Genomic DNA, 25,970 nt, shown 5'->3' with positions numbered 1-25,970 from the left:
TCAGATGCTGTAGCGCTCGTCCTCGTGGTCGCCCGGGTGGTCCTTGACCAGGCCGGCGGCGAGAGTGTTGCCGTCGATCGGGTCGATCACCAGGAACGCGCCCGTGCGGCGGTGGTGCAGGTAGTTCTCGAGCGGCAGCGGGGCGGCGAGCCGGAGCTGCGCGTGCCCGATGTCGTTGAGCTCCAGGCTGGAGGCACCCTCGAGGTTGAAGGTGGCCAGGTCCAGCTTGCCGTTCACGCTGCGGACCAGGGCCTGCACGGTGCGGGTGCCGTGCTTGACCAGGACCTTGGCACCCTCGCGGAGCGGCTTCGGGGACAGCCAGCACAGCTGGGCGTACAGGTCGGCCGAGGACTCGCGGACGGTGCCTGCGGCGGCGATGGTGTCACCGCGGGCGACGTCGAACTCGTCAGCCAAACGGATCGCCACGGACTGCGGTGCGGAAGCTTCCTCCAGCGAGGCACCTGCGAAGTCGATGCCCGTGACCGTCGTGGTGCGCGGGTCCTGGCCGGGGGTCAGCACGCTGACCTGGTCCCCCACCTTCACGGAACCTTCGGTGATCTGTCCGGCGTAGGCACGGTAATCGCGGTACGCCTCGACGTCGAGCCCGGCGGCAACAGCGTCCGGCGCGAGCGCACCCTGCGGGCGGATCACCAGCTGCACGGGGAAGCGGAAGCTCTCCAGGTGGCTTTCCAGTTCATCGGCGGCGGGCAGAGTCTCGAGCACCTCGAGCAGCGCCGGCCCGGTGTACCAGGGGGTGCGCTCCGAGCGCTCCACCACGTTGTCGCCGTCGAGCGCGGAAACCGGAACCACCAGCAGATCGGCGATGCCGTCCGAACCCAGGCCCAGCTCGCGGCCAACCTTCTGCACGTCGGCCTCGATCTCGCGGAAGACGGACTCGCTGAAGTCCACGAGGTCGATCTTGTTCACGGCCACGATCACGTGAGCCACGCGCAGCAGCTGCAGCACGGACAGGTGCCGGCGGGTCTGCTCCAGGACACCCTTGCGGGCGTCAATGAGTACGACGACGGCATCCGCGGTGGACGCGCCGGTCACCGTGTTCTTGGTGTACTGCACGTGCCCGGGGCAGTCCGCGAGGATGAAGCTGCGGCGGTCAGTGGCGAAGTAGCGGTAGGCGACGTCGATGGTGATGCCCTGCTCGCGCTCGGCACGCAGGCCGTCGGTCAGCAGTGCGAGGTCGATGCCGCCGGCCGAGCCGCCGAATCCGCGGTCCGAGGAGGTGCGGGCAACAGCCTCGAGCTGGTCGGCGAGGATGGCCTTGGAGTCGTGCAGGAGGCGGCCCACCAAAGTGGACTTCCCGTCGTCGACCGAGCCGGCGGTGGCGAAGCGGAACAGCGAAGCGGACGCGAGCGGGGCCTCGTCCAGGAGCGCCGCGGCGCGGGCGGTGTCAATGTCGGTAGTCATTAGAAGTAGCCGTCCTTCTTGCGGTCTTCCATGGCGGCCTCGGAGATGCGGTCATCCGCACGGGTGGCGCCACGTTCGGTGATGGTGGAGGCGGCAACTTCGATCACGACGTCGCGCACGGTGGCGGCAGCCGATTCAACGGCGCCGGTGCAGGACATGTCACCGACGGTCCGGTAGCGGACGGTCTTGGTGATGACTTCCTCATGCGGCAGCGGCTGGGACACCTCGCCAACAGCGCGCCACATTCCGTCGCGGGCGAAGACCTCGCGCTCGTGGGCGTAATACAGGCCCGGAAGTTCGATGTTTTCGCGCTCGATGTAGCGCCACACGTCCAGCTCGGTCCAATTGCTGATGGGGAACGCGCGGACGTGCTGGCCCACGGTGTGCCGGCCGTTGTACAGGTTCCACAGTTCGGGGCGCTGGTTGCGCGGGTCCCACTGTCCGAACTCGTCGCGCAGGCTCAGGATGCGCTCCTTGGCGCGTGCCTTGTCCTCGTCACGGCGGCCGCCGCCGAAGACGGCGTCGAACTTGTTGGACTGGATGGCGTCAAGCAGCGGGACGGTCTGCAGCGGGTTGCGGGTGCCGTCGGCACGCTCGGCCAGCTCGCCGCGGTCAATGAACTCCTGGACGGAGCCGACGACGAGCTTCAGTCCCAGCCGCTCAACGGTCCGGTCGCGGAAATCGATGACCTCGGGGAAGTTGTGCCCGGTGTCGACGTGCAGCACGGGGAAAGGGACCTTACCGGGCCAGAACGCCTTGGTGGCCAGGTGCAGCATGACCACGGAGTCCTTGCCGCCGGAGAACAGGAGCGCGGGCTTCTCGAACTCGGCGACAACCTCGCGGATGATGTGGATCGCTTCGGATTCGAGGGTGTCCAGGCTGGACAGGCGCGTCGATTCAGCGGCGTCGGTCACCAGGGTGGACTCCTCAGTTAGGAAAGTGCTCATACGTGTAGTCCGCATTCTGTCTTGTTGGTTCCTGCCCAGCGGCCGGCGCGGGGGTCCTCGCCGGGAGCCACCTTGCGGGTGCAGGGCTGGCATCCGATGGACGGGTAGCCCTGGGACAGGAGCGGGTTGACGGGCAGGAGGTTGTCGTCGGAGTACTGGACCAGCTGGTCGAACGTCCAGGCGGCCATCGGGTTGACCTTGACCAGGCCGTTGGCCTCGTCCCACGTCACCAGCGGAGTGTTGGTGCGGGTGGGGGCCTCGTCGCGGCGGACACCGGTGAACCACAGTTCGTAGCCGGCGAGCGTGCGGCGCAGCGGGGCAACCTTGCGGAGGGCGCAGCACTGGGCGGCGTCACGGGCGAAGAGGTCCTTGCCCAGGAGCCGGTCCTGCTGCTCCACGGTGTTCTCGGGGAGCACGTCCACCACGTTGATGCGGAGGTTCGCGGCCACCTCGTCACGCGTGGCGTAGGATTCCGGGAAGTGGTAGCCGGTCTCCAGGAACAGGACGTCGACGCCGGGAAGCTGGTCGGCGACCAGAGCCGGCAGGACGGCGTCGGCCATGGAGCAGGCGACGGCGACGGCGGGCATGTCGAAGTTGCGCTCGACCCAGGCGATGACGTCGCGGGCCGGGGCGTCCCAGCCGAGCTCGGCGGCGCCGGCCTCGGCGAGGGCCTTCAGCTCCTCGTGCGAGCGCTTGGCAGCCGGGGTTGTCGCGACCGTGGCTCCGTTGCTCACTGCAGTGCCTCCTCGTCAGCTGCGTGGGCCCACTCGGCGAAGGTCTGGCCCTCGGCGCGGTCGGCGACGAACTTGCGGACAACGCGCTCGACGTAGTCCGGCAGGTCCGCGACGTAGACCTTCAGGCCGCGGACGGTACGCCCCAGGCCGGCCTCTTCGCGGTCGGTGGAAGCCAGCCCGCCGCCCAGGTGGACCTGGAAACCCGGGCTGGGGTCGCCGTCGGGCGTGGGAAGCATCATGCCCTTGAGCCCGATGTCCGCGGTCTGGATGCGGGCGCAGGAGTTGGGGCAGCCGTTGATGTGCAGCGACAGGGCCTGCGGGAGCTGGCCGCTGTCCGCGAGGTCGGCGAGGCGGCGTTCCAGCTCGGCGACGGCCGTGGCCGCGGTGACCTTGGTCTCCACGATGGCCAGCTTGCAGTACTCGATGCCGGTGCAGGCGATGGTGCCGCGGCGGAACACGGACGGCCGGGCAGAGAGGCCCAGGACATCCAGGCCGGACACGAGCGGCTCCACCTCATCCTTGGGAACGTCCAGCACCACGATCTTCTGGTGCGGGGTGGTCCGCAGGCGGCGGGAACCGCTGGCCTCGATGGTGTCCGCGAGCTTCACCAGCTGCGAGCCGGACAGGCGGCCGGCAATGGGGGTGGCGCCGATGAAGAACTTGCCGTCCTTCTGCTCGTGCACGCCCACGTGGTCGCCCGGGGTGGACGGCTTGGGTGCGGCGGGGCCGTCGGCCAGCTTGTAGCCGAGGTATTCGTCCTCGAGGATCTGGCGGAACTTCTCCGGGCCCCAGTCGGCCAGCAGGAACTTCAGGCGGGCCTTCGTGCGCATGCGGCGGTAGCCGTAGTCGCGGAAGATGCTGGTCACGCCGAGCCACACGTCAGCGGCCTGCTCCGGCGTCACGAACGCGCCGAGGCGCTTGCCGAGCATCGGGTTGGTGGACAGCGCGCCGCCCACCCAGAGGTCGTAGCCCACGCCGAGTTCGGGGTGGCGGACCCCGACCAGGGCGCAGTCGTTGATCTCGTGCACCACGTCCTGGCTGGGGTGCCCGGTGATGGCGGTCTTGTATTTGCGCGGCAGGTTGGACAGCAGCGGGTTGCCGATGAACCGCTCGCCCAGCTCGGCGATGAGCGGGGTGGGGTCGATGATCTCGTCCTTGGCGATGCCTGCCACGGGCGAGCCGAGGATGACACGGGGAACGTCGCCGCAGGCCTCGGTGGTGGACAGGCCGTTGCTCTCGAGGCGGCGCCAGATCTCGGGGATGTCCTCCACGCGGATCCAGTGCAGCTGGATGTTCTGGCGGTCCGTGAGGTCGGCTGAGTCCCGGGCGAAGTCCACGGAGATCTGGCCGATGACGCGCAGCTGCTCGGTGGTGAGGGCACCGCCGTCGATCCGGACGCGGAGCATGAAGTACTTGTCCTCGAGCTCGTGCGGCTCAAGCGTTGCGGTCTTGCCGCCGTCGATCCCCTGTTTCCGCTGGGTATACAGGCCCCACCAGCGGAAACGGCCGTGCAGGTCCTGGCCGGGGATGGCGTCGAAGCCTTCCTTGGCATAAATGGTCTCGATACGCTCGCGGACGTTGAGGCCGTCGTCTTCCTGTTTCCAGGTTTCGTTGGCGTTCAGCGGGGTGGTTCCGTCCACCTTCCACTGGCCGTGGGGCTTGGCGGCGGGGCGGGAGGCACGGGCAGGGCGCTTGGCGGCGGTGTCCGTGGACGCTCCGGCTAGAGCTGTATCAGTCATGCATCGACTGTAGAGCCGCGCCGAAATACGTCACAAAGGCCCGGAAATGCTAAGTCACCTAAGGAAACATTTCGTCATGACTCGCCGGGAGGCCTTGAATGGCGCCGCTGGCTGTGCTTTTGGCGGCTCACCGTTCGACGGCGGTTCGGGGGCTGTTCCGGGGCGGTTCAGGACGTGAGTGCGTGGGCAGCGAGAGCGGCGTCGTAACGTTCCAGCGCGATCTCCGCGAGCACCGGCGAGGGCAGCAGCGGCTCGGTGACCAGGTCCGCTCCGGCCTTGGCGAGCTGGTCGTGGAAGAAGCCCGGCGCCAGCAGGTACGAGGCCACCACCACGCGGCCGCCAACGCTGGCTCCCCCGGCCGACTCCCCCGCCCCGGCACCGCCCGCGGCCTCCTCGCGGAGCATGGCCACGGCGTCGGGCACGGACGGCTTGGCCGAGGCGCCGTACGCAGGGACGATCCGGTTGGAGCGCAGGGCCCGCAGCTGGTCCGCGAGCTCCTCGACACTCACCGCGGCGTTCGGGTTGGACGAACCGGCGGCGGCGAGCACGATCGCGTCGTTGTCCGTGACGCCGGCTTCCCGCAACCGCTGGTCCAGCAGGGCTGCGAGGCGCGGATCCGGCCCCAGCGGCGCGGCCGCCACCGTGCCCGGCCGGCTCTTCACGGCCTTGGCGATGTCCACCTTCACGTGATAGCCCACGCTGAGCAGCAGAGGAACGACGACGGCGGAGGCTGCGGGGTCCCCTGGAAGCCCGGCGACCACGTCCACCAGATCCGGCTGCTGGACGTCCACATATGCTTCGCGGACGTCGAGCCCGGGGCGCAGCGCGGCAATGGCGTCACGGAGCGCGTTGACCTCGGCGGCTCCCTGCGCATTGGAGGTCCCATGGGCACAGGCGATCAGGATCGGGCTATTCATAGGGGCTAGCGTAACGTTGGAGCTGCACCATCCGCCCCCTGAAATTTGCCGGGACGCTCCATGACATTCTCTTTTGACATCGCCCTGGCATGGCTGGACCTCGCCGGCATCTTCTTTTTCGCGGTGTCCGGATCGCTGCTCGCCGCGCGGAAGCAATTCGACGTCATCGGGTCCCTGCTGCTCGCCTCGATAGTCTCGCTGGGCGGCGGTGTGATCCGCGACATCATCCTCAGCGCCGGCCCGCCCGCGGCGTTCAGCAACCCTGCCTATCTGCTCCCGCCCGTGCTGGCCACGGGGCTGGTCTATTTCCTGTTCTCCAGCGTCCAGCGCTACACCTCGCTCCTCACCCTGTTCGACGCCGCCGGGCTGGGCTTGTTCTGCATTACCGGGACACTGAAGGCGCTGGCTTATGGGATGAATCCCATTTCCGCGGCGCTGCTGGGCGTCACGACGGCGGTGGGCGGCGGCCTGCTGCGCGACATCACGGCCAACGAGGTGCCCCGCCTGTTCGACGCCAGGGACCTCTATGCACTCCCAGCTTTCCTGGGCGCCGCCCTCACCGCGATTCTGTATGAACTGCGCGCCTTCAATCCCCTCACCGCCTGTGTTGTGGCGGCCCTGGTCTTCACTTTCCGGGTGGTGGCGTGGCGCCTTTCCTGGCGCATTCCGCTGGCTGTCCGCGGGTGGCACCGGCTGCGCCTGGAGCCCGGAAATTCACGGCCCCGGGATTAGCTAGGATAAGTGCCATGACTGACATGTTCCTCGAGAAGTTCCGCGCGCTTGTCCCGAAGTATCTCGAAGACGAATGGCAGGAAGAGGACGGGCTGTCCGCCGAGGAACTGGACGCGGAGCTCGCCGACCACCAGTTCACCATCCCCCTGGTGCTGCGCGAGTTCTACCTTGCGATCGGCGGCTGCGAGGACCTCATGGAGGCGTACCACTACTTCTGGGACCCCGAGGAACTCGAAGTGGACGACGAAGGCTTCCTCATGTTCCTCGAGGACGAGGAAGAGAATTTCACCTGGGGCTTCCGCATCGGCGACCTCAGCGTCCCGGACCCCATCGTGTACCGCCGGAACAACGCCCGCGGCCAGTGGAAGAGCGAGGAAGGCACCTTCTCGGAGTTCGTCTTCGACATGTTCGACTGGGCCTTCAACGACGAGGACTAGTTTTTTGGCTGCCTGTTTCCCTCCGTCCTGACCTTGTTTGACCGGCTCGTGGCCGAGACACGCCGCAGGGTCTGCGTGTTTCGGCCCTACGCCCAGCGAAGAGGGTCACGACGGCGGAGCCCAGCCCTACCAGTAGCCGGGTGCGAACCTGCCCGTTGCCCATAGGTGCAGCACAGCGCGAATCTCCTCCACCATCGCCTCTGGCCGGTGCACCACGTCGTCGTAGAAATAGCGCAGCGTCAGGTGGCCACCGAGCATGCCCGCCTTACTTCTCCGCTGATCCTTCTTGATCTGCCTGGGTTCGAAGTGGCTGGATCCATCCAACTCGACAACAAGGCATTCCTCCACCAGGCAATCCACTTCGCCCACCCCCGGAAGGTTGACGTGCATTCTCACATTGAGGCCCGCACGAACGAAGTGGGTATGCGCCAGAACCTCCAGAACGGAGTCTGCACGCGGGATCAAGAGGTCCAGCACCGCGCGGGCACGGCCGTTCCTGTTCCCGATGAGATTCTTCCTCAGGAAACTGACCGAGATTTGTCCTGTGCCAGTGGCGGACTGCACCATGACCAACGCTTCGAGCTCCGGCAGGCACCTCAGCGCGTGCAAGAGTACGTCGGCCAATGCAGCTACGGGGTAGGCCAGGGTGGCTTCGTGAGTGCACGCCGCATGGTCAATCACTCCCCGCTTGGGCACACCGTTACCGCAACTCAGGTGCACGGCCTGCGGCGAATGAAGGACCCACAGACGGTAAAACCTTGCGGCCGAGACGCACGTCAGCTGCCCGTTGGCCCTGAACGCGGCAAGAACATCGTGGTCCGCTTTGAGCACTGCGTAGACACCTCGCTGCGGGCGGTACAGGCGCCCAGCCGCCACTAGGGCCTCCAATTGGATTCGCTGGAAGCCGGCGCGCAGGATGTCGCTTCTCCTTGCCGCACCGCCGCGGTGAGCAAGGAAGAGTTCAATGTCCATGGCTTAAAGGTGGCGGCGCACTGGAGCCGCGGGGAGTCTTGAGCTCCTCCATGTGGACAACTGGGGCCGCACTACCGTCCTGACCCGTTTTCAGCCGCGGGGCATGCAGAGCTCCCTATGCAGCGGCGTGTCCTCGACCTTCCCAGACCAAATAGGGTCACGACGGCAGCGGCACAGGGCCACGATCCTGTGTGACACGCCAATTAACAAGGGATTTTGTCGATATGACAAACCTGTCATAGAGTGTTTCTCGGATCCACTGAATGCCTCCGGTGGGTTTGATGCGAACGGAGAGACGGCCCCGGTTCCGCGCAGCGTATGACTCGTGACGCTGCACAGAACCGGGGCCGTTCCGTTTATGCGGGACCGGGCTCATGCAGGGCCCGGGTTAAACAAGGAAGGCCCGGCACCATTGGGGGGCGGGCCTTCCTTGGCCGGCCTGATGCCGGCCGGTAACAGCTGCTAGCTGGCGCGGTCCACCACGGCGTGCGCGAAGCTGGACAGCGATGCCTTCACAACACCCTCGGGCAGCGGGGCCAGCGCGGCAATGGCGTCGGCAGCCCAGGCACGGGCCACCACCCAGGATTCCGCGGTCACCGGGTGCTCGCGCAGCCCTGCGACGGCTTCGGCGAGGGCCTCATCCGAGGAGAGGTCGCCGTCGATCAGCTTGAGGAGTTCGACGGCGGACTGGTCACCATCCGCTGCGGCCCTGCGGAGCAGGAGCACGGGAAGCGTGGGGACGCCTTCGCGCAGGTCCGTGCCCGGGGATTTGCCGGACTTGACCTTGACGCCCGTGACGTCGATGACGTCGTCGGCGAGCTGGAAGGCCACGCCCACCTTCTCGCCGTACTCCACCAGGACGTTCTCGTAGGCCTCATCGGCACCGGAGAAGATGGCACCGAACTGGCCGGAGGCCGCCACCAGGGAACCGGTCTTGTCCGCGATCACTGACAGGTAGTGCTCCACCGGGTCCTCGTCCGGGCGCGGGCCCACGGTTTCGTGCAGCTGGCCGAGGCACAGCCGCTCGAACGTCCTGGCCTGGATGCCGAGCGCTCGGGACCCCAGCTCGGACACCAGGATGGAGGCGCGCGCGAAGATGAGGTCGCCGGTGAGGACAGCCACGGAGTTGCCCCAGACCTCGTGGGCCGTGGGGGCGCCGCGGCGGAAGGGCGCGGAGTCCATGACGTCGTCGTGGTACAGGGTGGCCAGGTGCGTCAGCTCAACCACCACGGCGGCCTGCACCACGGCGGGCAGCGAGGCGTTACCGAGGTGGGCGCAGAGCAGGGTCAGCAGGGGGCGGATGCGCTTGCCGCCGGCTTCCACGAGGTGACGCGACGTTGCGTCAGCCAGGGGGTCGGAGTTGGCGATCGCTTCGCGGAGCTTCTTCTCAACCCGGGCGAGGTTGGTGGTGATGGCAGGACCCAGGTCGGGGTCTTCCGCGATGGCCGCGAATCCTGCCGGCAGCTGCAGTCCGGTGGCGATCGCGGTGGTGTTGAGGCTGGGTTCGGAGTCCGGCAGGCCGTGCCCGGCATGCGTCCAGCTGTGGTTCGCGGAGTTGGTCACGGGTTAACCCTAACTTTTTGTTGCGGAAACCGCTGATTTGGAGCCGGAGGGGGCGGGGACGGAGGTGTTGGAGGTGGCAGGGACCAGCAGTTCGAGCACGCGGATCACGCGGTCCTCGAAGCCCTTGGCCGACGGGTCGGTGAGGTTGGCCAGCATCCGGACCACGAAGCGCATCAGCATGGGAATCGGCATCCCGGTCCGCAGCGCAAGCTTCATGACTGCGGGCTTGCCGATCAGCGCGGCGAAGGCACGCCCCAGCGTGAAGTGGGATCCCCACTGTTCACGCACATAGTCCGCGTACCCCGCAAGCCGTGTATCGGCGTCGGACGCGTTCCAACCGCCCGAAGCGGCGCGGGAGCTGGCGTCGATGATGAACTCGGCCGCGAAGCGGGCGGACTCCATGGCATAGGAGATGCCCTCGCCGTTGAACGGGGACACCATGCCGCCGGCGTCGCCGAGGAGCAGCAGGCCTGGCGAGTAGTGCGGGGTGCGGTTGAAGCCCATGGGCAGGGCCGCGCCACGGATCTCGCCCACCTGGTTCTCGGGTGTGAAGCCCCACTCGGCGGGCATGCCGGCGGTCCATTCGCGGAGCACCTGCTTGTAGTCGAGCTTGCCGAATTCCTTGGAGGAGTTGAGGATGCCCAGGCCCACGTTGGACGTGCCGTCGCCCACGCCGAACACCCAGCCGTAGCCGGGCAGGAGCTTGCCGTCGCGGCCGGGAAGCTCCAGCCAGCCTTCCATCCAGTCGTCGTCGTGACGCGGACTCTGGAAATACGTGCGGACGGCGACGCCAAGGGGCCGGTCGTCGCGCTTCTGGATGCCGAGGGAAACGGCGGTGCGGGTGGAGTTGCCGTCGGCGGCAAGCACGACGTCGGCGCTGAAGTCGAGCGTCTCCCCCGTCTTCCGTCCGGACTCGTCCAGGAGCGCTGCGCGCACGCCGGTCACGCGGCCGTCCTCATTGCGAAGCGCCTCGGTCACGCTGTGGCGCTCCAGCACGGTGGCGCCGGCCGCCTGCGCGTGGCGGGCGAGTTCCTCGTCGAAGCCCAGGCGGGTGCGGATCAGCCCGTACTGCGGGAAGTCGGACACCTCAGGCCAGGGCAGTTCGAGGCTGCGGCCGCCGGCAAGGAGGCGCAGCCCCTTGTTGCGGCGCCAGCCGTCCTGTTCGGGGTGCGGCAGCCCGAGCTTCTGGATCTCGCGGACGGCCCGCGGAGTGAGCCCGTCGCCGCACACTTTTTCGCGCGGGAACCTGGTCTTTTCCAGGACGGTGACGTCGACGCCGGCTTTGGCGAGGTAATACGCGGCGGTGGATCCGGCGGGACCCGCGCCAACAATCAGTACTTTCACAGTGTCAGCGGGCGGTCCGCGGAAGGTTGCGGCGCAGCTTGGCCACCGGGCCGGTGTGGGCGGCGATGGCTTCCGCCGAGCCGTTGCCGGTCAGTGGCTTGTGGGCGCGGTGGACGGCCACGATGCCGCCGCTGAGGTTGCGGTAGGTGACGTCCTGCCACCCGGAGTCCTGCAGCCACGCCGCGAGGTGGTCCTGGTCCGGCCAGGCGCGGATGGACTCGGCGAGGTAGACGTACGCGTCCGGGTTGGAGGACACCTTGGTGGCGATGGCCGGCAGCGCACGCATGAGGTATTCGGTGTACATGGTGCGCCACAGCGGAACGACGGGCTGGGAGAACTCGGCGATGACCAGCTTGCCGCCCGGCTTGGTGACGCGGAGCATCTCGGCCAGGGCCTTCTTGGGCTCGTTGACGTTGCGCAGGCCGAAGGAGATGGTGCTGGCGTCGAACGTGTTGTCGGCGAAGGGCAGGTTGGTGGCGTCCCCGGCGATGAAGTCGATGTCGGGGCGGCGGCGCTTGCCCACCTTGAGCATGCCGAGGGAGAAGTCGCAGGCCACCACATTTATGCCGGCATCGGCATACGGCTCGCTGGAGGTCCCCGTTCCGGCGGCCAGGTCCAGCACCCGCTGGCCGGACCGGACGTCCATGGCCTCGACCACAACCTTGCGCCACCGGCGCGTCTGCCCCATCGAGAGGACATCGTTGACGACGTCGTATTTGGGTGCGACGTCGTCAAACATCGTGGCTACTTCGTCCGGACGCTTATCCAAGGATGCTCGGTTCACCCTGACATTGTCTCAAAAGTTCAGCAGGCTTCGTGACACGGCCCCCGCCTGGCGTGGTGGCCGTGCTGATCGGCGGAGAAACGCCTCCAACTTGCTGCGCGGAGTAGTGTTGACCCATCATGACCAGCACCCTCCGCACCCTGACAGTCCCTTTGGATGGAGATTCGGCTCCCGAGGGGCTGCCGTCGTATCTGGTCCGCGATGACGTGCTGTGCTGGACCCGCCGCGAGGCCGGCCTGGTGGGCTTCGGCGAGGTAACCCGCTTCACCGCCACCGGCCCCGACCGGTTCCTTGAGGCGGACATCTGGTGGCGCCACCTGGTCATCGAGGCAGACATCACAGACCATATGGAGTGCCCCGGCACCGGCCCGGTGGCGTTCGGGTCCTTCGCGTTTTCCAAGGCTTCGGACCACGAATCCCGCCTGATCGTGCCGGAGATCGTGGTGGGCGTCCGGGACGGCCGCGCCTGGCTCACCCAGATAACGGCCGACGACGGCGAACTCACCGAGTCGGGCGCCGTCGCCGCCCTGAAGAGGTGGCTGGAGTCGGACCCGCCGCCCGCCGTCGGCTCCCCCGCCATCGGTGAGCCGACGGCGGACCCGGGTGCCGCCGTCGTCAACCCGGACGCCGCCACGCTCAAAACCGGTTCCCTCAGCGAAGACGACTGGATGGCCGCGGTCACCGCCGGCGTCGCCGAGATCCGTACCGGGAAACTGGAGAAGCTGGTCCTGGCGCGGGACATCGTGGCCACTGTTCCGTCGGGCGTCAATGCCGCCGAGGTGCTGCGCCAACTGGCCGGCCGGTACCGGGAATGCTGGACCTACGGCGTGGACGGCCTCGTGGGGGCGACGCCGGAAATGCTGATCCAGGTGGAGGGCCGCACCGCCCAGGCCAGGGTTCTCGCCGGGACGCTGGACCGCCGCGATGCCGTCGGCCAGGCCGGGCTGCCGCTGGACTACGCCGAGCGGGTCCTGGCAGGCTCCGAGAAACAGCGGCATGAGCACGAGATCGCGATCCAGTCGCTGACCACGCAGCTCGCACCGTTCTCCGAGGCCATGAACGCGCACGACGAGCCGTTCATCCTGGAGCTGCCCAACGTGTGGCACCTCGCGTCGGACGTCAAGGCCGAGCTGGCCGAGGTAGAGGGGCATGTGCCCACCTGCCTGGCCCTGATCAACGCCCTGCACCCCACCGCGGCCGTGTGCGGAACGCCCACGCAGGTGGCGGGTGCGCTGATCCGGCAGCTCGAGCACCTGGACCGGGGGCCGTATGCCGGTCCCGTGGGCTGGCTGGACGCCGCCGGCAACGGCGAGTGGGGCATCGCTCTCCGCGGTGCCGTCATCGAATCCCCCACCACCGTGCGGTTATATGCCGGCTGCGGCATCGTCGAGGGCTCGCAGCCCGAGGCGGAACTGGCGGAGACATGGGCGAAGTTCCGGCCGATGCTGGAGTCGCTGGGAATCAGCAACTGATCTGAGGCGGGTAGGCTTGTCTCATATCCCGGACACCCTCACAGCAAAAGCCCTTGCGTTCGAACGGCAATCAGTTATCCAATAGTGAAACTAAGTTACCTGTGACGTACATCTCTCGATCGGCGTTACACTATATCCGCTAGTTCCGCATCCCTCCCCGCAACAAAAGGTAAGAATATGCAGATCTCCCGTTCGCTTCTGGGCAATTCAAAGCTCGTGGCAGCTACGGTTCTCGCCATCGGCGCACTGGCGCTTTCAGCTTGCACCAACGCCTCGGAGTCCGCCGCTCCCGGCGGTGCGGCATCGCCGTCGGGCAGCGCCAACGCCAGCTTCGACCCCACGACGGTCCAGAAGGATGACGCGCTGGCGGCGGCGGTCCCCGCCGCGATCAAGTCCAAGGGCACTCTTACTGTCGGATCGGACACCAGCTACGCCCCGGCCGAATTTATCGGGACAGACGGCCAGACCCCCGTCGGGTACGACATCGACATCGCCAAGGCGATCGGGGCCACGCTCGGCCTTAAGGTCCAGGTCCAGACGTCCGAATTCACCGGCATCCTGCCAGCGCTCGGCCCGAAGTACGACCTCGGCATCTCCTCCTTCACCATCAACAAGGAGCGCCTCGGCGCCGTCAACATGGTGAGCTACTTCAACGCCGGCACCGCCTGGGCCGTGAAGAAGGGCAACCCGAAGGGCTTCTCCCTGGACGATGTCTGCGGCAAGTCCATTGGCGTCCAGACCGGCACCGTCCAGGAAGATCCCGACCTTGCCGGGCGCAACAAGAAGTGCACGGCCGAGGGTAAGAAGCCCATCGACATCATCACGCTGAAGAACCAGACCGATGTCACCACCCGTCTGGTCAACGGCAGCATCGATGCCATGGCAGCTGACTCCCCGATCATCGGTTACGCCCTGTCGCAGACCAACGGCCAGCTGGAGAAGATCGGTGATGTCTATGACTCTGCCCCGCAGGGAATCGCGGTGGCGAAGTCGGACAAGGCCCTGGCCGAACTGGTTCAGAAGACCGTCACCAAGCTGATGGAGGACGGTTCCTACAAGAAGATCCTTGACGGCTGGGGCAATGGCGAAGGCGCCATCACCAAATCCGAAGTCAACCCGGCGGCCAGCTCTTGAGCGCTCCCGTCACCGACCATAAGTCAGGTGCACAGATGGAAGACCATCACACAGCCGCACCGGTCCTGAACAATGCAGTACCGGTCCGGCACCCGGGCCGCTGGATCAGCGCCGTCGTCATCCTCGGCGTACTGGCTGTATTCGCCCAGAGCCTGGTGACCAACCCGAACTTCCGGTGGGACATCGTGGGCACCTACATCCTGGACGTCAAGGTGGTCCAGGGCGTGGGCTGGACGCTGTTGCTGACCGTGGCCTCGATGGTCCTCGCCATCGTCCTGGCCATCATCCTGGCCTTCATGCGCCAATCCGATAACCCGGTGTTCCGCTGGTCCAGCTGGGCCTGGGTCTGGTTCTTCCGCGGCACCCCTGTGTACACGCAGTTGATCTTCTGGGGCCTGGTTTCGGTCCTCTACCCCAAGATCGCAGCCGGGGTTCCGTTCGGGCCGGAGCTGTTCAGCGTGGACACCAGCACAGTCGTTACCGCTTTGGTTGCTGCAATCCTGGGCCTCGGCCTGAACGAGTCGGCGTACCTTGCCGAAATCTTCCGTGCCGGCCTGAAGTCAGTGGACCGCGGCCAGATGGAAGCCGCTGAGGCGCTCGGCATGGCCAAGACCAAGATCATGTGGCGGATCATCCTGCCCCAGGCAATGCGCGTCATTGTTCCGCCCACGGGCAATGAAACCATCGGCATGCTGAAGACCACTTCGCTGGTCCTTGCAGTGCCGTTCACGCTGGACCTGACCTTCGCGACCAACAACCTGGCCAACCGGACCTACCTGCCGGTGCCTCTGCTGATCGTCGCGGCCATCTGGTACCTCGTCATCACCAGCATCCTGATGGTGGGCCAGCACTACATCGAGGCCTACTACGGCAAGGGAGTCGACAATCGGGTACCCGCCGTCGTGAATCCCGCGGCAGCGAAGGCAGCTGCAGCCGGCGCCCCGAGCGCCGACGCGGAACCGGCCCTGAAGATGGATTTCCCCGAGGAGAGCGCAAAATGACGATCACCGCGCAAAAGCCGCTGGTCCGGATCGAGGGCCTGCACAAGTACTACGGGCACCACCATGTGCTGCGCGGCATCGACCTGACCGTCAACCAGGGCGAGGTGTCCGTGGTCATCGGGCCGTCCGGTTCGGGCAAGTCCACCATGCTGCGCTGCGTGAACCTGCTGGAAACCATCAGTGCCGGACGGATTTCCGTGGGCGGCGAGCTGATCGGCTACCGCGAGGTGAACGGCCGGCTGCACGACCTCAAAACCAAGGAGATCGCTGCCCAGCGCCGCGATATCGGCATGGTTTTCCAGCGGTTCAACCTGTTCCCGCACAAGACCGCCCTCATGAACGTCATGGAGGCCCCGGTCCAGGTGAAGCGCCAGCCCCGTGAGGCAGCGCGGAAGAAAGCGCTGGAACTGCTGGACCGGGTGGGGCTTGGAGACCGGGCGGACCACTATCCGTCGCAGCTTTCGGGCGGACAGCAACAGCGCGTCGCCATCGCCCGGGCCCTGGCCATGGAGCCGGAGCTGATGCTCTTCGACGAGCCCACCTCAGCACTGGACCCCGAGCTCGTGGGCGATGTCCTGAACGTGATGAAGGACCTCGCCAAGTCCGGCATGACCATGATCGTGGTGACGCACGAGATCGGCTTTGCCCGTGAAGTGGGCGACACGCTGACGTTCATGGACGGCGGCGTGGTGGTGGAAACCGGCGATCCCCGCGAGATCATCGCCAACCCGCAGCATGCCAGGACCAAGGAGTTCCTGAGCAGGGTTCTCTAGCCCGCTGCGCATTCTGTCCTGCGACGCGCAAATGCCCCGGCGCTACCGGAATTCCGGTAGCGCCGGGGCATTTCTGCGTCACGGGGGAATTTGCGCGTCGCCGGACGCAGCCACGTCACCGTGCGGACCGAGCACGACGACGGGGCACGCCTGCCGCCGCCAGCTTCCGTTCCAGCCGTCCCGGCGTCATCAGGTCGGCCCACACCCACCGGACCACAGCGCGGCCAGTGGCCCGGATCCTGTCCTCCCGGCATTTCTCGTCCACCACCGCCTGCGACCGCGTCCGGCCCTTCAGGTATTCGGGCTTCATGTACTTTTCCACGCCGTCGAACTCCCCGGCGACGCGGACTCCTTCCCAGTAGTAATCCGTATACCCAATCAGTCCGGCCCCGTCCCGGATCTCGTGCTGCAGGCCAGGCGCCTCGAAGCCGGCCACATGCATGAGTGCCCGGCTGTAGGACTCCCCCGGTGAGGCAGAGCGCGGATCGGCGAACTCGATGGCCATGGTGATCCGCCGTGCTGCTGCGGCGGTGTAGTTTCCCTCGATCCCGGCCAGGAGCTGTTCCTTGGACAAGGCGGGCAGCTTCCTGGTCCGGTCAGGTTTCAGCACATGGTCCAGCGGAACGATGGCTTCGGCGAAGGATGTGAATGCCGCAAGGTCCAGGACGGTGCGCACGCGGCCGGTTACCAAAAGGCCGTCCTGCCGGAAAACTTGCACGAGGGCCGTATCCGCGTAGTGGCGGCGGACACCTGCCCGGGACCGGCCGCCGTCGTTCTGGAACGTCAGTGCATGCACCGGGTGGTGATAACCAACAGTCGGAACGCCCCAAATGCTGGCCGCCGAATGCCATGCGAACACGGTCGGCGCCGCGAGGGTTTCGGCCGCCGCTTGCACCTTCAGCCGGTACTGGTCCCATGGCTGGAGCGAGCCCCACTGTTCTCCGTCCACGTACACGCCGTGCCGCAGCCGGACGAGCGCACCTGAACTGCGGCGCCGGGCCAGCATGTTCGGCGTCAATCCCAGCTGAATGTGCTCGCGGGCCAGGACCAGCCTCGGTAGTTCCGCCATGGCTCGTACTCTCGCAGGTCATGGTCACCGCCCGACAGTAGTGCGTGGCGCCATGTGGATATCCCGGCCGCGCGCCCCTTACCCGGCGAGGCGGGATTAGCGATGCGGAAATCAGCCGGCGACGCGGAGATTGCCCGGCGCGCACGGAATTCCCGTCGCGACAGGTAATTTGCGCGTCGCCGGACAGACAACGCGTCGCTGCGTCCTAGCCAGCGAGCACCCCGGCCACCGCCGAGCCCACTGCCGCTTTGATCCGGCCGTGCAGGGCGCGGAGTTCGTGCCGGTCGGTGCGGGCCTCAATAATGGCGCGTCCCGTGAACGGCGCGGCAAGCGCCTCGGCGAGTCCCGCCGTCGTACTCACCGAACAGTGCCCGACGCCGTACGCCGCGGCGAGCGCCGCAATATCCACTGAGTGCGGGGTGCCGAAGAGACGCTCGACGGCGTCCCCGTAGCCGCCTGCCTCGGCGACAGCGCCGTGTTCAAGGAGGCTGAAGATGGCACCGCCGGCGTCGTTGAGGACAACGATGCGCAGCCGCGGCTGTTCCTCGCCGGCGCCGAGGAAGAGTCCGCCGGCGTCGTGCAGGAAGGTGACGTCGCCGAGCAGCAGGGTGGTGTCCTGGTGGCCGCCGAGGGCGATGCCGGTGGCGGTGGAGATGGTGCCGTCGATGCCGGCGAGGCCCCGGCTGGCGAAGACCGTTGCGGCCGGTTCGGGTGCGGGCTGGCCGGCCAGGTCGACGTCGCGGATGCCGTTGGACGAGCCGAGGACCAGCTGGCCGCGGGTGTGCTGCCAGACGAGCGCGGCGACTGCGGGCCCGGTTGCTGCCTCTTCGGTGGCGAGTATGCCGTCGACGGCATGCTGGGCGGCAGCGCCTGCGAGCAGCCAGGCATCGAGCCATGCCGACGGACCCCGGCCCGCGAACTCGGCGAGTTCAGCCAGGCTGGCGATGGGTGTCTCCCGCCGCCGCCCCGGTTCGTACCAGGCCACCGGCACCGGCTCATAGAGTGCTGCCGGGATGTCCGTCCTGGCGAGCAGCGCCGAGACCGGCCGGGAGAGGGTGGGGCGCCCGAACACCACGGCGCGCTCGATCGGGAGTGCCGAGTCCGGGCCGAAGTGCTCCAGCAGCAGGCGGTACGGGCCCACGGCGTTGGGGCCGAAGCGGGAGTTCGACGACGGCTCGGCCAGCAGCGGCAGTCCATGGGCGCGGGCGAAGGCCTCGGCGACCGGACCGGCGTCGTGCCCGGCGAGGACCACGGTGCGCCGTTCGGGAAGGCCGGCCGGGGCGGGATCGAGGGTCATCGTGAGCGGTTGTGTGCCGATCCGAAAGGTCCCGTGGCCGCGCTGTTCGGGCAGCCGCTCCCCCGATTCGGGAACCAGGGGGTCGCGGAAGGCGAGGTTGAGCTGCACGGGGCCGGGCGGCGTGTCCTCGAAGGCACCGGTGGCAGCGGCCAGCGCCGTTTCCACCGCACGCTGCGGGCTGTCCCCGGCGGGAACGTCGACGGCGAAGCGGACGTGCTCACCGAAGAGGTCCAGCTGGATGGTGGTCTGGTTCGCGCCGGTTCCACGCAGTTCCTCCGGCCTGTCGGCCGACAGCACCACCAGCGGGACGGCGGCGTGGTTGGCCTCCATCACCGCGGGCAGAAGATTCCCGACGGCGGTCCCCGAGGTCGTCAGCACAGCTACCGGTGCGCCCGTGGCCAGGGCCAGGCCGAGCGCGGTGAAGCCGGCCGAGCGTTCGTCGATCCGGACCAGCAGCTCGACTTTCCCGGCAGCGGAGGCCTCGGCCAGCGCGTAGGCCATCGGTGCGGACCGCGAGCCGGGAGCCACCACGACGTACCGGACGCCGCCGTCGAGCAGCGTCTTGACGGCAATCCGAGCGGAAGCCACCGACGTCAGCGCTGGCGCAGGACCGGCGTCGGCAGGGGCGCCTCCCGGGGTGCCGGACAGAGGAGCGGCAAGCCCGGTCGGCTGGCCTGACGTGGAGGCGGAAACCTCGTCGGAGATTGCTGCGCTGTGCTCGTCGGAAGTGCCGGCGGAGGGCTGGCCTGAAACTGATGCGGAAGGCTCGGTGGGCTCGGAAGTCACCGAACCAGTCTGCCACCAACAGACCCTTCCTCAGATCCCGTCGCCTTTCCCCCAACCCTTCCTCACCTCCTGCCGCCCGAACGCCAACCCTTCCTCACCTCCCGCCGCCCGAACGCCAACCCTTCCTCACCTCCCGCCGCCCGAACGCCAACCCTTCCTCACCTCCCGCCGCCTTTCCCCCAACCCTTCCTCACCTCCCGCCGCCCGAACGCCAACCCTTCCTCACCTCCCGGCGCTTAAGCCCCAACGCTCTCTCACTTTCCTGAGGATAGTGAGAGAGCGTTGGCCGAGAACCTGCAGGACCTGATGGAGCGTCGGGAAAAACCCGGCAGGATCTGATGGAGCGTGTCGCTGATAAGCGCTAGGCGTCGATGCGGAACACCTGGACCACGGCCGGCCGGGGGGCCCGGACCTGGCCGGGGCGGGGCGTCGCGCCGGCGGCAACGTAGTCCGGGAAGTATGAGTGCGGCGCCTGGAAGGTGCCCTCCTCGCCCGGGTGCTGCACGGAGACGAAAACGCTGCGCTCGGTGTCGTGGACAATCGGACCGCAGGTTTCGGCATCGCGGGGTACGGCGAGGAACTGCTCCACACGACCGCGCTCGGGGCCAGCCAGGGTGACCTTGAACAGGCCGTCAGCCTTGCCGATGCCGGACGGCGCGCCGTCGGTGGAGATCCAGAGGTTGCCCACGGAGTCGAAGGCCAGGTTGTCGGGGCAGGAGATCGGCGAGACCTGGTCGGCCGGGAAACCGGAGAAGTAGGTGACGTCGCCGGTGGAGGGATCGCCGCAGACCATCAGCAGGTTCCAGGTGAACCTGGTGGAGGTCTGGTCGCCGGTCTCGGTGATTTCGACGATGTGGCCGTCGCGGTTCTCGTTGCGCGGGTTGACCTCGGTGGCGCCTTCCTTGCCGGGCTTGCCGCGGTCCGAGTTGTTGGTGCAGGCGACGTAAACCTTCCCGCTGTGCAGGCTGGGCTGGACATCCTCGCAGCGGTCCATCTTGGTGGGGCCCACCTTGTCCGCAGCGAGTCGCGTGTACACAAGCACTTCCTCGAGGGACATGCCGGGAACCATGGACTTGCCGCCGACCGCCAGGGGCAGCCATTCGCCGGTGCCGTCGAAGGAGCCGTCCGACGGAACGGTGCCCTTGCCGTCGATCTCCGCGGCCGGGGCGTTGCCTGTGAACTTGGCAACGTACAGGTCGCCCTCGGAGAGGAGCGTCATGTTGTGCTTGCGGTCGCCTTCGCGGTACTTGGCCTTGGAGACGAATTTGTAGAGGTAGTCGAAGCGCTCGTCGTCGCCGGAGTAGGCCACCACGTGGCCGGACTTGGCCACGATCACGTTGGCGCCCTCATGCTTGAAGCGGCCCAGCGATGAGTGCTTCTTCGGCGTGGACGTGGGGTCGAACGGGTCCACCTCGACGATCCAGCCGAAGCGGTTGGTTTCGTTTTCGTAGCCTGCGTTATTGGCGTTGAAGCGGGGATCGTCGAGCTCCCACTTCCGTGCCGTGGCCTTGTTCGTGAGGCCGTAGCGCTTGTCCGAGGCGGACGTTCCGGGAGCAACGAAGTACCCGTTGAAGTTTTCCTCGCCCGAGAGGATGGTGCCCCACGGCGTGGTGCCGCCGGAGCAGTTGCCCAGTGTGCCGTTGATCCAGCGGCCCTCGGGGTCGGCCGCGGTCTTGACCAAGTCCGAGCCAGCAACGGGGCCGGTCAGCTCGTAACGGGTGCTGTTCAGGTACCGGCGGTTCAGCGGGGCGCCCTTGACGTAGCTCCACGGCTGGTTCTTGTTTTTGCGCTCCAGCTCGACGACGGTCAGGCCGTGGGCGGCCGCACCCACCGCACGCATCTGCTCGGCGGGCATGGTGGCCGGGAACATGATGTTCTCGTTCGTGTATTCGTGGTTCGCGAACAGCAGCGCGCGGCGGCCCTTGCTGCCGGGGATCTCGAGGATGTCCGAGTAGTCGTTGTTGTAACCGAACTGGCGCTCCTGGGCTGCGGCGGTCTGGTTGCCCAGTTCGAATGCCGGGGCGTCCTTGAAGATCGGGTCTCCCCAGCGGATCACCGGCTGCCAGGTGAAACCCGCGGGAACCGTCAAGGCGTCGACGTCGGACGCAACGGCGGGGATCGCGGTGAACTGGAGTTTGGACGCACCCGGGGCAAAACCGTTCTTGGCGGCGGCGGACAGTCCCGTTCCGCCGTCGGCCACGGCCTTCTCGCTGGAGTTCACGGCTCCCCCAAGTACGACGGCGAGGGCGCCGGCGGCGCCGAAGCCCAGGGCGGCGCGGCGGGACAGCGTGGTGGAGGCAATATCGCGGAAGTAGCTGTTGGAGCTCGTGTTGCAGACGTCGCCCGCGCAGGCGTTGTCGCACTTGAGCGCGCAGGTGACGGGGCTGCGCTTGCCTTTGGTGTGGCCGAGCATGGGCAGCAGAGCGAACTTGCGTCCGGAGATTTCAGACATGGGAGAGAGACCTTCCAAGGGTTTAGATGCGGCACCGCCACCCTTCCAGTGAAAGCCAACCGGAAGCCGACACTCAGATGAAGATCCGGTGAACTCGCCGCCCGAGCTGAAGAAGCGTCGGGGAAAGACCTGCAGAAGGTGAGAGAGCGTCGGGGAAGGCGGGCTAAGCTGCGATGGGGAGCAGGGCGTGGGCGCGTCGGAGCCGGGCGAGCCACCATTCCCGGCGTTCGGCCGGGGCTGCGTACTCCTCAAGCAGCCCCTCGTCGGCAGCGATATCGCGCAAGCTGATGGCGCCGTCGTCGGCCACCAGCGGCTCTATGCTGACGTCCGCCGCCAGCAGCGACACCGTTCCCAGCCCGCAGGCATACGGCAGTTCCGGCAGCGCGGCGGCGAGCGCGAGCCCCGCCCGGATCCCCACGGACGTATCCAGGGCGGAACTCACGACGGCGGGCATCCCGGCCTGCGCCACCAGCTCCAGCGCGCGCCGGACTCCCCCGAGCGGCGCCACCTTCACCACGAGGAGATCCGCCGCGCCGGCCCGAGCCACCTTTAGCGGGTCCTCCTCCTTGCGGACGCTTTCGTCGGCCGCGATCAGCACCGGAACCCCTGCTGCACGGAGCCGGCGGCGGACCTCGGCCAGGCCGTCGATCTCCGGCACAGGCTGCTCGGCGTACTCCAGGCCGACGTCGGCCAGCCGGGTCAGCGCCGCCACCGCGTTCGGGATGTCCCAGCCCCCGTTGGCATCCACCCGGATGGCGGCCTCCGGAAGCGCGGCGCGGACAGCGGCCACCCGGGAGGCGTCGTCGTCGAGCGTCTGGCCGCGTTCGGCCACTTTAATCTTGACGGCGTCCACACGTCCAAACCGCGCCAGGATTTCCGGGACCTGCTCTGCCATGACAGCAGGCACGGTCGCGTTAACAGGGATGCTGGTCCGCATGGGCTCCGGGAAACCGTGCCAGCCGGCCTCGATCGCGGAGGCCAGCCAGCGGGAGGCTTCTTCGTCGCCATACTCGGGGAAGGCACCGAACTCGCCCCATCCCCTCGGGCCCCGGACGAGCAGCGTCTCCCGTTCCAGGATCCCGCGGAACTTCACCCGCATGGGCAGTGTCACGACGCGGGTTGTGGCGAGCAGTTCCTCAAGGGACGGGTACTGGAGGGGCATGGATTCACTGTACCGGCGCGGGGTTTGGCGACAGGACGTGAGGAAGGGTTGGGAATCAGGCGACGGGAGGTGAGGAAGGGTCGGGAAGCAAGCGGCAGGACGTGAGGAAGGGTCGGGGGTTGCAGGACTGCGCCGGCCCCCGCTCCGTTGGAGGGGCCGGCGGCTTGTCGGTGTGAAAGAGTGCCGAGGGGTTACGCCGAGGGCACCGGTTCCGGCTCGTGGTCGAAGGAGGCCGCGGCCTTGGCGCCGCCCACTCCGAAGCGGGCGATCACCGTGGTCCCCCGGCCGGGCTCGGACGTCACCTGGAGCGTGCCGCCGGCCTCGCCGATGGTGTCCTTCATGATGCGCAGGCCGAAGTGTCCTTCCGGCGATCCCTGGGTCTGGTCGAAGCCGCAGCCGTCGTCCTGGATGCGGATCTCCGAGCGGCCGCCGTCCTGGTGGAGGTGGAGCTCGGCCCTCGTTGCCCGGGAATGCTTGCCGGTGTTGGCCAGGGCTTCGCGGGCCACCCGGTAGAAGAGTGCCGCCCGGTCCCGGTCCAGCTCACACTTGTCCGGCAGGTCGAGTTCCAGGCTGATTCCGCGTTCTTCAAGCGGATCGCCGAGCCGGGCCAGCGCGCCGGAGAGGCCCAGGCGGTTCAGGTCCGGCGGGTACAGCTCGCTGGTCATGGCCCGCAGGCTGCGGACGTTGTCCTGCAGGATCCGCCGGGCGTCGGAGAACAGCGCCCGCTGCCCCACCGGGCTGTGCAGTTCCTCGGACTCCATCACATAGGACAGCCCGGAGAGTTCCTGGATCACTTCATCGTGCAGGTCCCGGGCGATGCGCTGCCGCTCGAGTTCCGAGGCTTCGATGGCCCGGCGGAGCAGGCGGCTCCGGCCGGCTTCGTAGGCCTGGATCCTGCGTGCCAGCTGGACTGCGGGCAACAGCTGCGCGAACTGCAGCACGGCAAGCGAGAGGAGGAACGGCGGGGCCATGCCGAGCAGAACGGAAGCCTGCTCCTGGCGGACACCGTCGTCGTCGTAATAGGTCTCAAAAACGAGCTTCTGGCCGTCGGGGGCCGTGACGGGAACGTAGACCTCCACGAGCTCGCCGTTTTCGACGTTGGGCGTGTTGACCTCGTCCGTCTGGGTCTCCAGGTTGGCGGGGACGTCCCCGCCGGCCAGGACTTCCTGGGCCTCGTGCGGCAGATCGAAGGTTTTGCCGATCAGCTTGGAATCTTCGGAGTAGACAATGCGCCCGTTCTTGTCCCAGAGCCGGATTTCAAAGACCGATGTGTCGTCCATCCATGGACGGAGCCGGTCGTCGAGCCGTTCTATGGCGGTGGGTTCGCCGGACAGGACTTGCTCATCCAGCAGCGGCCCCACCACATTGTTGGCCAGATGGTCGGTGGCTTCCTTGGAGTTCTGCAGTGCGTGGCGTTCAGCCTCGGACCAGATCCAGAAGGCCACCGGAGTGGTGACCACCACCAGGGCAACCAGCCCCATCAGCAGGAACCGCCGGACGGCCTTGAAAACCTCGGAGTTGTGGGAGGCCGGCGATTCGAACGGGCGGAACAGGGCGGGTTTGCGGAGCGATGGCCTAGCCATGGCTGGGCTGCTCGAGCATGCCGCGCCGTGACGCTTCCATGACCGATTCCAGCTGCGAGTGGGTTCCAAGCTTGGCGAAGATGGCCTTGACGTACCCACGGCAGGTGTTGAGGGAGATGTCCAGCTTGCTGGCCACTTCCTTCGATCCGTGGCCGCCGGCCATCAGCCGCAGCACATCCAGTTCCCGGGGCGTCAGGACAGGTCCGCCCGGCTCCACTTCGCGGACCGCGGGGGCCGGAGCGGGAGTGGACATGCCCAGCTGGGCCACCAGCGAGGGGTGGACCACCATGTTGCCGGCCCGTGCGTAGCGGAGCGTGTCCAGGAGGGTGGACAGCGATCCGCCCTTCGGCAGGAAGGCGCAGATGCCCATGGAGGCGGCAGTCCGCAGGGCTTCCGGCGTCGGGTCACCGGTGAGCATGACGATCCGGGTGTTCGGGGCGTCAGCCAGGATGCGGGCAGCGGCCGTGAGGCCGTCGCCGTCGGGCAGGTGGAAGTCCATGATCACGACGTCGGGCTTGAGGGCGATGCTCTGCTCCACGCCGCTCTTGGCGGTGGTGGCCGAGGCGACGCTCCGCAGGTCCGGCTCGCGGTCCAGTGCTGCCGTCAGCAGTTCGGTGAACGTGCTGTGGTCGTCGATGGTCAGGATGCTGATTTCCCGGGTGCTCTGGGACATTGCCTGAAGCGGAGCATCCGTATCTGAAAGATCCATTTCGTCCTCGCTGGCGGCCGTTGCCTGCAACAGCCGGGCGTGTGCTTCCCGGAGCGGACGTCCGGGGAGGCAGCCGATCTCCTGGTCCATGACCCGGCGGCAGCGCCCGTAGGCCCGCAGCGCTTCCATGTACTGTCCCGATTCCTCGAGGCCCAGGACCAGGGCGGTCCAGGCGCGCTCGTTGATGGGATCGTCCACCAGCAGTTCGCTGGCAAGGGCCACCGCGCGCTCGGGGTGTCCGACGGCGACCGCGGCTTCCGCTGCCCGCGCCTTGATGCTGGCGACGCGTGCGGAGTGGAGCGCACGTTCCTCCTCGGCCCAGCCGGCCAGCAGCTCATCACCGAGCAGCGGCACCGACGCGATGTCGAGGGCCTTCTCGAGCAGCCGGAAGGATTCCTCAGGTGAGGCATGCCCGGCCTGCTTGAGCAGGTCATCGAAGCGGTCGAGGTCAAGGTCAACCATGCTGCGGTCGATCATGTAGCCACCGGTGACCGTGCGGAGCGCGCCGCCCTTGCCGCTTCCCGGCTGAAGGTGCCGGCGCAGGACGCTGACGTAGCTTTCCAGCGTGGACAGGGCCTCAGCCGGCGGCTGGCCGTTCCACAGGACGTCGATCAGGTGGTTCTTGGAGACCGGGGTCCCCAGCTTGAGCAACAGGATTTCCAGGACCTGGCGCGGCTTGGGGCCGCCCAGCTCGTGGGATCCGATCACCACGCCGCCGCGGCGGACACGGAGCGGACCCAGGATGTTGATGGACAACTTCGTTGTTGCGCCACCAGCGTCTTCCAGTGAGTTTGGAAGGTACTCGTCGTCGTTCGCTCTCCGGGACCAACGAGTATCTTCTGCAACCGTCTGAACCATTTTCTGCACCTACTATCCCCATGAAACTGCATTCCCCATGAATGGCTTGGATTCATACTTGTCACTCGGGCAAGTACGGGCAC

General features: G+C 67.4%; 21 protein-coding genes. 6 read left to right on the top strand and 15 right to left on the bottom strand.

Translation table 11 applies throughout. From position 1 onward, the window contains the following. From ACFRAH_RS19820 to ACFRAH_RS19800, 5 genes are all read right to left on the bottom strand, one after another. Positions 1-1,422: a sulfate adenylyltransferase subunit 1 gene (locus tag ACFRAH_RS19820; protein WP_377992622.1), complete on the bottom strand. Its 1,422-nt coding sequence runs from the start codon at positions 1,420-1,422 to the stop codon at positions 1-3. Further along, positions 1,422-2,369 (bottom strand): sulfate adenylyltransferase subunit CysD, encoded by a 948-nt coding sequence (gene cysD, locus ACFRAH_RS19815; protein ID WP_377963133.1) that lies wholly within the window; start codon positions 2,367-2,369, stop codon positions 1,422-1,424. Before cysD ends, ACFRAH_RS19820 begins: the two co-directional genes overlap by 1 nt. Then, positions 2,366-3,103, bottom strand: a complete 738-nt coding sequence (locus tag ACFRAH_RS19810; RefSeq protein WP_377992621.1) for a phosphoadenylyl-sulfate reductase — start codon at positions 3,101-3,103, stop codon at positions 2,366-2,368. Before ACFRAH_RS19810 ends, cysD begins: the two co-directional genes overlap by 4 nt. Beyond that, positions 3,100-4,842, bottom strand: a complete 1,743-nt coding sequence (locus ACFRAH_RS19805; RefSeq protein ID WP_377992620.1) for a nitrite/sulfite reductase — start codon at positions 4,840-4,842, stop codon at positions 3,100-3,102. The genes ACFRAH_RS19810 and ACFRAH_RS19805 overlap by 4 nt, the downstream gene beginning before the upstream one ends. A 167-nt stretch (positions 4,843-5,009) precedes the next feature. After that, positions 5,010-5,759, bottom strand: a complete 750-nt coding sequence (locus tag ACFRAH_RS19800) for a sirohydrochlorin chelatase (protein WP_377992619.1) — start codon at positions 5,757-5,759, stop codon at positions 5,010-5,012. Between the two features lie 60 nt (positions 5,760-5,819). Between ACFRAH_RS19800 and ACFRAH_RS19795 the strand changes: the two genes are divergently transcribed. Both ACFRAH_RS19795 and ACFRAH_RS19790 read left to right on the top strand, forming a co-directional pair. Further along, on the top strand, positions 5,820-6,491 hold the full coding sequence (locus ACFRAH_RS19795; protein WP_377992618.1) for a trimeric intracellular cation channel family protein: 672 nt from the start codon (positions 5,820-5,822) through the stop codon (positions 6,489-6,491). A 14-nt stretch (positions 6,492-6,505) separates the two neighbouring features. After that, complete coding sequence (locus ACFRAH_RS19790; protein ID WP_377992617.1) at positions 6,506-6,928, top strand: hypothetical protein; 423 nt, start codon at positions 6,506-6,508, stop codon at positions 6,926-6,928. Between the two features lie 126 nt (positions 6,929-7,054). Here the strand turns inward: ACFRAH_RS19790 and ACFRAH_RS19785 are convergent, their stop codons facing one another. The 4 genes from ACFRAH_RS19785 to ACFRAH_RS19770 form a co-directional block, all read right to left on the bottom strand. Continuing rightward, positions 7,055-7,900 carry a type IV toxin-antitoxin system AbiEi family antitoxin domain-containing protein gene (locus ACFRAH_RS19785; RefSeq protein ID WP_377992616.1) on the bottom strand — a complete coding sequence of 282 codons (846 nt, stop codon included), beginning with the start codon at positions 7,898-7,900 and terminating at the stop codon, positions 7,055-7,057. A gap of 462 nt (positions 7,901-8,362) precedes the next feature. After that, positions 8,363-9,463: a polyprenyl synthetase family protein gene (locus ACFRAH_RS19780; RefSeq protein ID WP_377992615.1), complete on the bottom strand. Its 1,101-nt coding sequence runs from the start codon at positions 9,461-9,463 to the stop codon at positions 8,363-8,365. Positions 9,464-9,472: 9 nt separating this feature from the next. After that, positions 9,473-10,807 carry a geranylgeranyl reductase family protein gene (locus ACFRAH_RS19775; RefSeq protein ID WP_377992614.1) on the bottom strand — a complete coding sequence of 445 codons (1,335 nt, stop codon included), beginning with the start codon at positions 10,805-10,807 and terminating at the stop codon, positions 9,473-9,475. 4 nt (positions 10,808-10,811) lie between these two features. Continuing rightward, the gene (locus tag ACFRAH_RS19770) at positions 10,812-11,591 is read right to left on the bottom strand and encodes a demethylmenaquinone methyltransferase (RefSeq protein WP_377992613.1); all 780 of its coding nucleotides are present in this window, start codon (positions 11,589-11,591) and stop codon (positions 10,812-10,814) included. A gap of 119 nt (positions 11,592-11,710) precedes the next feature. On the opposite strand from ACFRAH_RS19770, the gene ACFRAH_RS19765 reads away from it, so the two are divergent. The 4 genes from ACFRAH_RS19765 (at position 11,711) to ACFRAH_RS19750 (ending at position 15,971) form a co-directional block, all read left to right on the top strand. Next, on the top strand, positions 11,711-13,063 hold the full coding sequence (locus ACFRAH_RS19765; RefSeq protein ID WP_377992612.1) for an isochorismate synthase MenF: 1,353 nt from the start codon (positions 11,711-11,713) through the stop codon (positions 13,061-13,063). Between the two features lie 177 nt (positions 13,064-13,240). After that, positions 13,241-14,197: an ABC transporter substrate-binding protein gene (locus ACFRAH_RS19760; RefSeq protein WP_377992611.1), complete on the top strand. Its 957-nt coding sequence runs from the start codon at positions 13,241-13,243 to the stop codon at positions 14,195-14,197. A 35-nt stretch (positions 14,198-14,232) separates the two neighbouring features. Then, positions 14,233-15,198, top strand: coding sequence for an amino acid ABC transporter permease (locus ACFRAH_RS19755; RefSeq protein WP_377992610.1), 966 nt, complete (start codon positions 14,233-14,235; stop codon positions 15,196-15,198). Continuing rightward, positions 15,195-15,971 carry an amino acid ABC transporter ATP-binding protein gene (locus tag ACFRAH_RS19750; protein WP_377992609.1) on the top strand — a complete coding sequence of 259 codons (777 nt, stop codon included), beginning with the start codon at positions 15,195-15,197 and terminating at the stop codon, positions 15,969-15,971. Before ACFRAH_RS19755 ends, ACFRAH_RS19750 begins: the two co-directional genes overlap by 4 nt. A 115-nt stretch (positions 15,972-16,086) precedes the next feature. On the opposite strand, the gene ACFRAH_RS19745 is transcribed toward ACFRAH_RS19750, so the two are convergent. The 6 genes from ACFRAH_RS19745 to ACFRAH_RS19720 form a co-directional block, all read right to left on the bottom strand. Further along, positions 16,087-17,040, bottom strand: a complete 954-nt coding sequence (locus tag ACFRAH_RS19745; protein ID WP_377992608.1) for a type IV toxin-antitoxin system AbiEi family antitoxin domain-containing protein — start codon at positions 17,038-17,040, stop codon at positions 16,087-16,089. 205 nt (positions 17,041-17,245) lie between these two features. Then, a complete protein-coding gene (gene menD / locus ACFRAH_RS19740) occupies positions 17,246-18,985 on the bottom strand; it encodes a 2-succinyl-5-enolpyruvyl-6-hydroxy-3-cyclohexene-1-carboxylic-acid synthase (protein ID WP_377992643.1) in 1,740 nt (579 codons plus the stop codon). 499 nt (positions 18,986-19,484) lie between these two features. After that, positions 19,485-21,575, bottom strand: a complete 2,091-nt coding sequence (locus ACFRAH_RS19735; protein ID WP_377992607.1) for a PhoX family protein — start codon at positions 21,573-21,575, stop codon at positions 19,485-19,487. A 163-nt stretch (positions 21,576-21,738) separates the two neighbouring features. Continuing rightward, a complete protein-coding gene (locus ACFRAH_RS19730) occupies positions 21,739-22,737 on the bottom strand; it encodes an o-succinylbenzoate synthase (RefSeq protein ID WP_377992606.1) in 999 nt (332 codons plus the stop codon). A gap of 191 nt (positions 22,738-22,928) precedes the next feature. Continuing rightward, complete coding sequence (locus ACFRAH_RS19725) at positions 22,929-24,320, bottom strand: sensor histidine kinase (protein WP_377992605.1); 1,392 nt, start codon at positions 24,318-24,320, stop codon at positions 22,929-22,931. After that, a complete protein-coding gene (locus tag ACFRAH_RS19720; RefSeq protein WP_377992604.1) occupies positions 24,313-25,785 on the bottom strand; it encodes a BTAD domain-containing putative transcriptional regulator in 1,473 nt (490 codons plus the stop codon). The genes ACFRAH_RS19725 and ACFRAH_RS19720 overlap by 8 nt, the downstream gene beginning before the upstream one ends. Positions 25,786-25,970 lie beyond the last annotated feature (185 nt).

This window comes from Arthrobacter sp. NPDC056727 (assembly GCF_042790555.1).
In the GTDB taxonomy this organism is placed as follows: domain Bacteria; phylum Actinomycetota; class Actinomycetes; order Actinomycetales; family Micrococcaceae; genus Arthrobacter.
Note: the sequence above shows the minus strand (reverse complement) of the source record. Positions and strands in the feature narration are given on the sequence as shown.

Bases quoted from the DNA above. Each gene is read 5' to 3' on its own strand.
- ACFRAH_RS19765 (WP_377992612.1), top strand. From the start codon at position 11,711: ATGACCAGCACCCTCCGCACCCTGACAGTCCCTTTGGATGGAGATTCG.
- ACFRAH_RS19745 (WP_377992608.1), bottom strand. From the start codon at position 17,040: ATGGCGGAACTACCGAGGCTGGTCCTGGCCCGCGAGCACATTCAGCTG.
- ACFRAH_RS19805 (WP_377992620.1), bottom strand. From the start codon at position 4,842: ATGACTGATACAGCTCTAGCCGGAGCGTCCACGGACACCGCCGCCAAG.
- cysD (WP_377963133.1), bottom strand. From the start codon at position 2,369: ATGAGCACTTTCCTAACTGAGGAGTCCACCCTGGTGACCGACGCCGCT.
- ACFRAH_RS19755 (WP_377992610.1), top strand. From the start codon at position 14,233: ATGGAAGACCATCACACAGCCGCACCGGTCCTGAACAATGCAGTACCG.
- ACFRAH_RS19750 (WP_377992609.1), top strand. From the start codon at position 15,195: ATGACGATCACCGCGCAAAAGCCGCTGGTCCGGATCGAGGGCCTGCAC.
- ACFRAH_RS19790 (WP_377992617.1), top strand. From the start codon at position 6,506: ATGACTGACATGTTCCTCGAGAAGTTCCGCGCGCTTGTCCCGAAGTAT.
- ACFRAH_RS19760 (WP_377992611.1), top strand. From the start codon at position 13,241: ATGCAGATCTCCCGTTCGCTTCTGGGCAATTCAAAGCTCGTGGCAGCT.
- ACFRAH_RS19820 (WP_377992622.1), bottom strand. From the start codon at position 1,422: ATGACTACCGACATTGACACCGCCCGCGCCGCGGCGCTCCTGGACGAG.
- ACFRAH_RS19800 (WP_377992619.1), bottom strand. From the start codon at position 5,759: ATGAATAGCCCGATCCTGATCGCCTGTGCCCATGGGACCTCCAATGCG.
- ACFRAH_RS19785 (WP_377992616.1), bottom strand. From the start codon at position 7,900: ATGGACATTGAACTCTTCCTTGCTCACCGCGGCGGTGCGGCAAGGAGA.
- ACFRAH_RS19725 (WP_377992605.1), bottom strand. From the start codon at position 24,320: ATGGCTAGGCCATCGCTCCGCAAACCCGCCCTGTTCCGCCCGTTCGAA.
- ACFRAH_RS19735 (WP_377992607.1), bottom strand. From the start codon at position 21,575: ATGTCTGAAATCTCCGGACGCAAGTTCGCTCTGCTGCCCATGCTCGGC.
- ACFRAH_RS19795 (WP_377992618.1), top strand. From the start codon at position 5,820: ATGACATTCTCTTTTGACATCGCCCTGGCATGGCTGGACCTCGCCGGC.
- ACFRAH_RS19730 (WP_377992606.1), bottom strand. From the start codon at position 22,737: ATGCCCCTCCAGTACCCGTCCCTTGAGGAACTGCTCGCCACAACCCGC.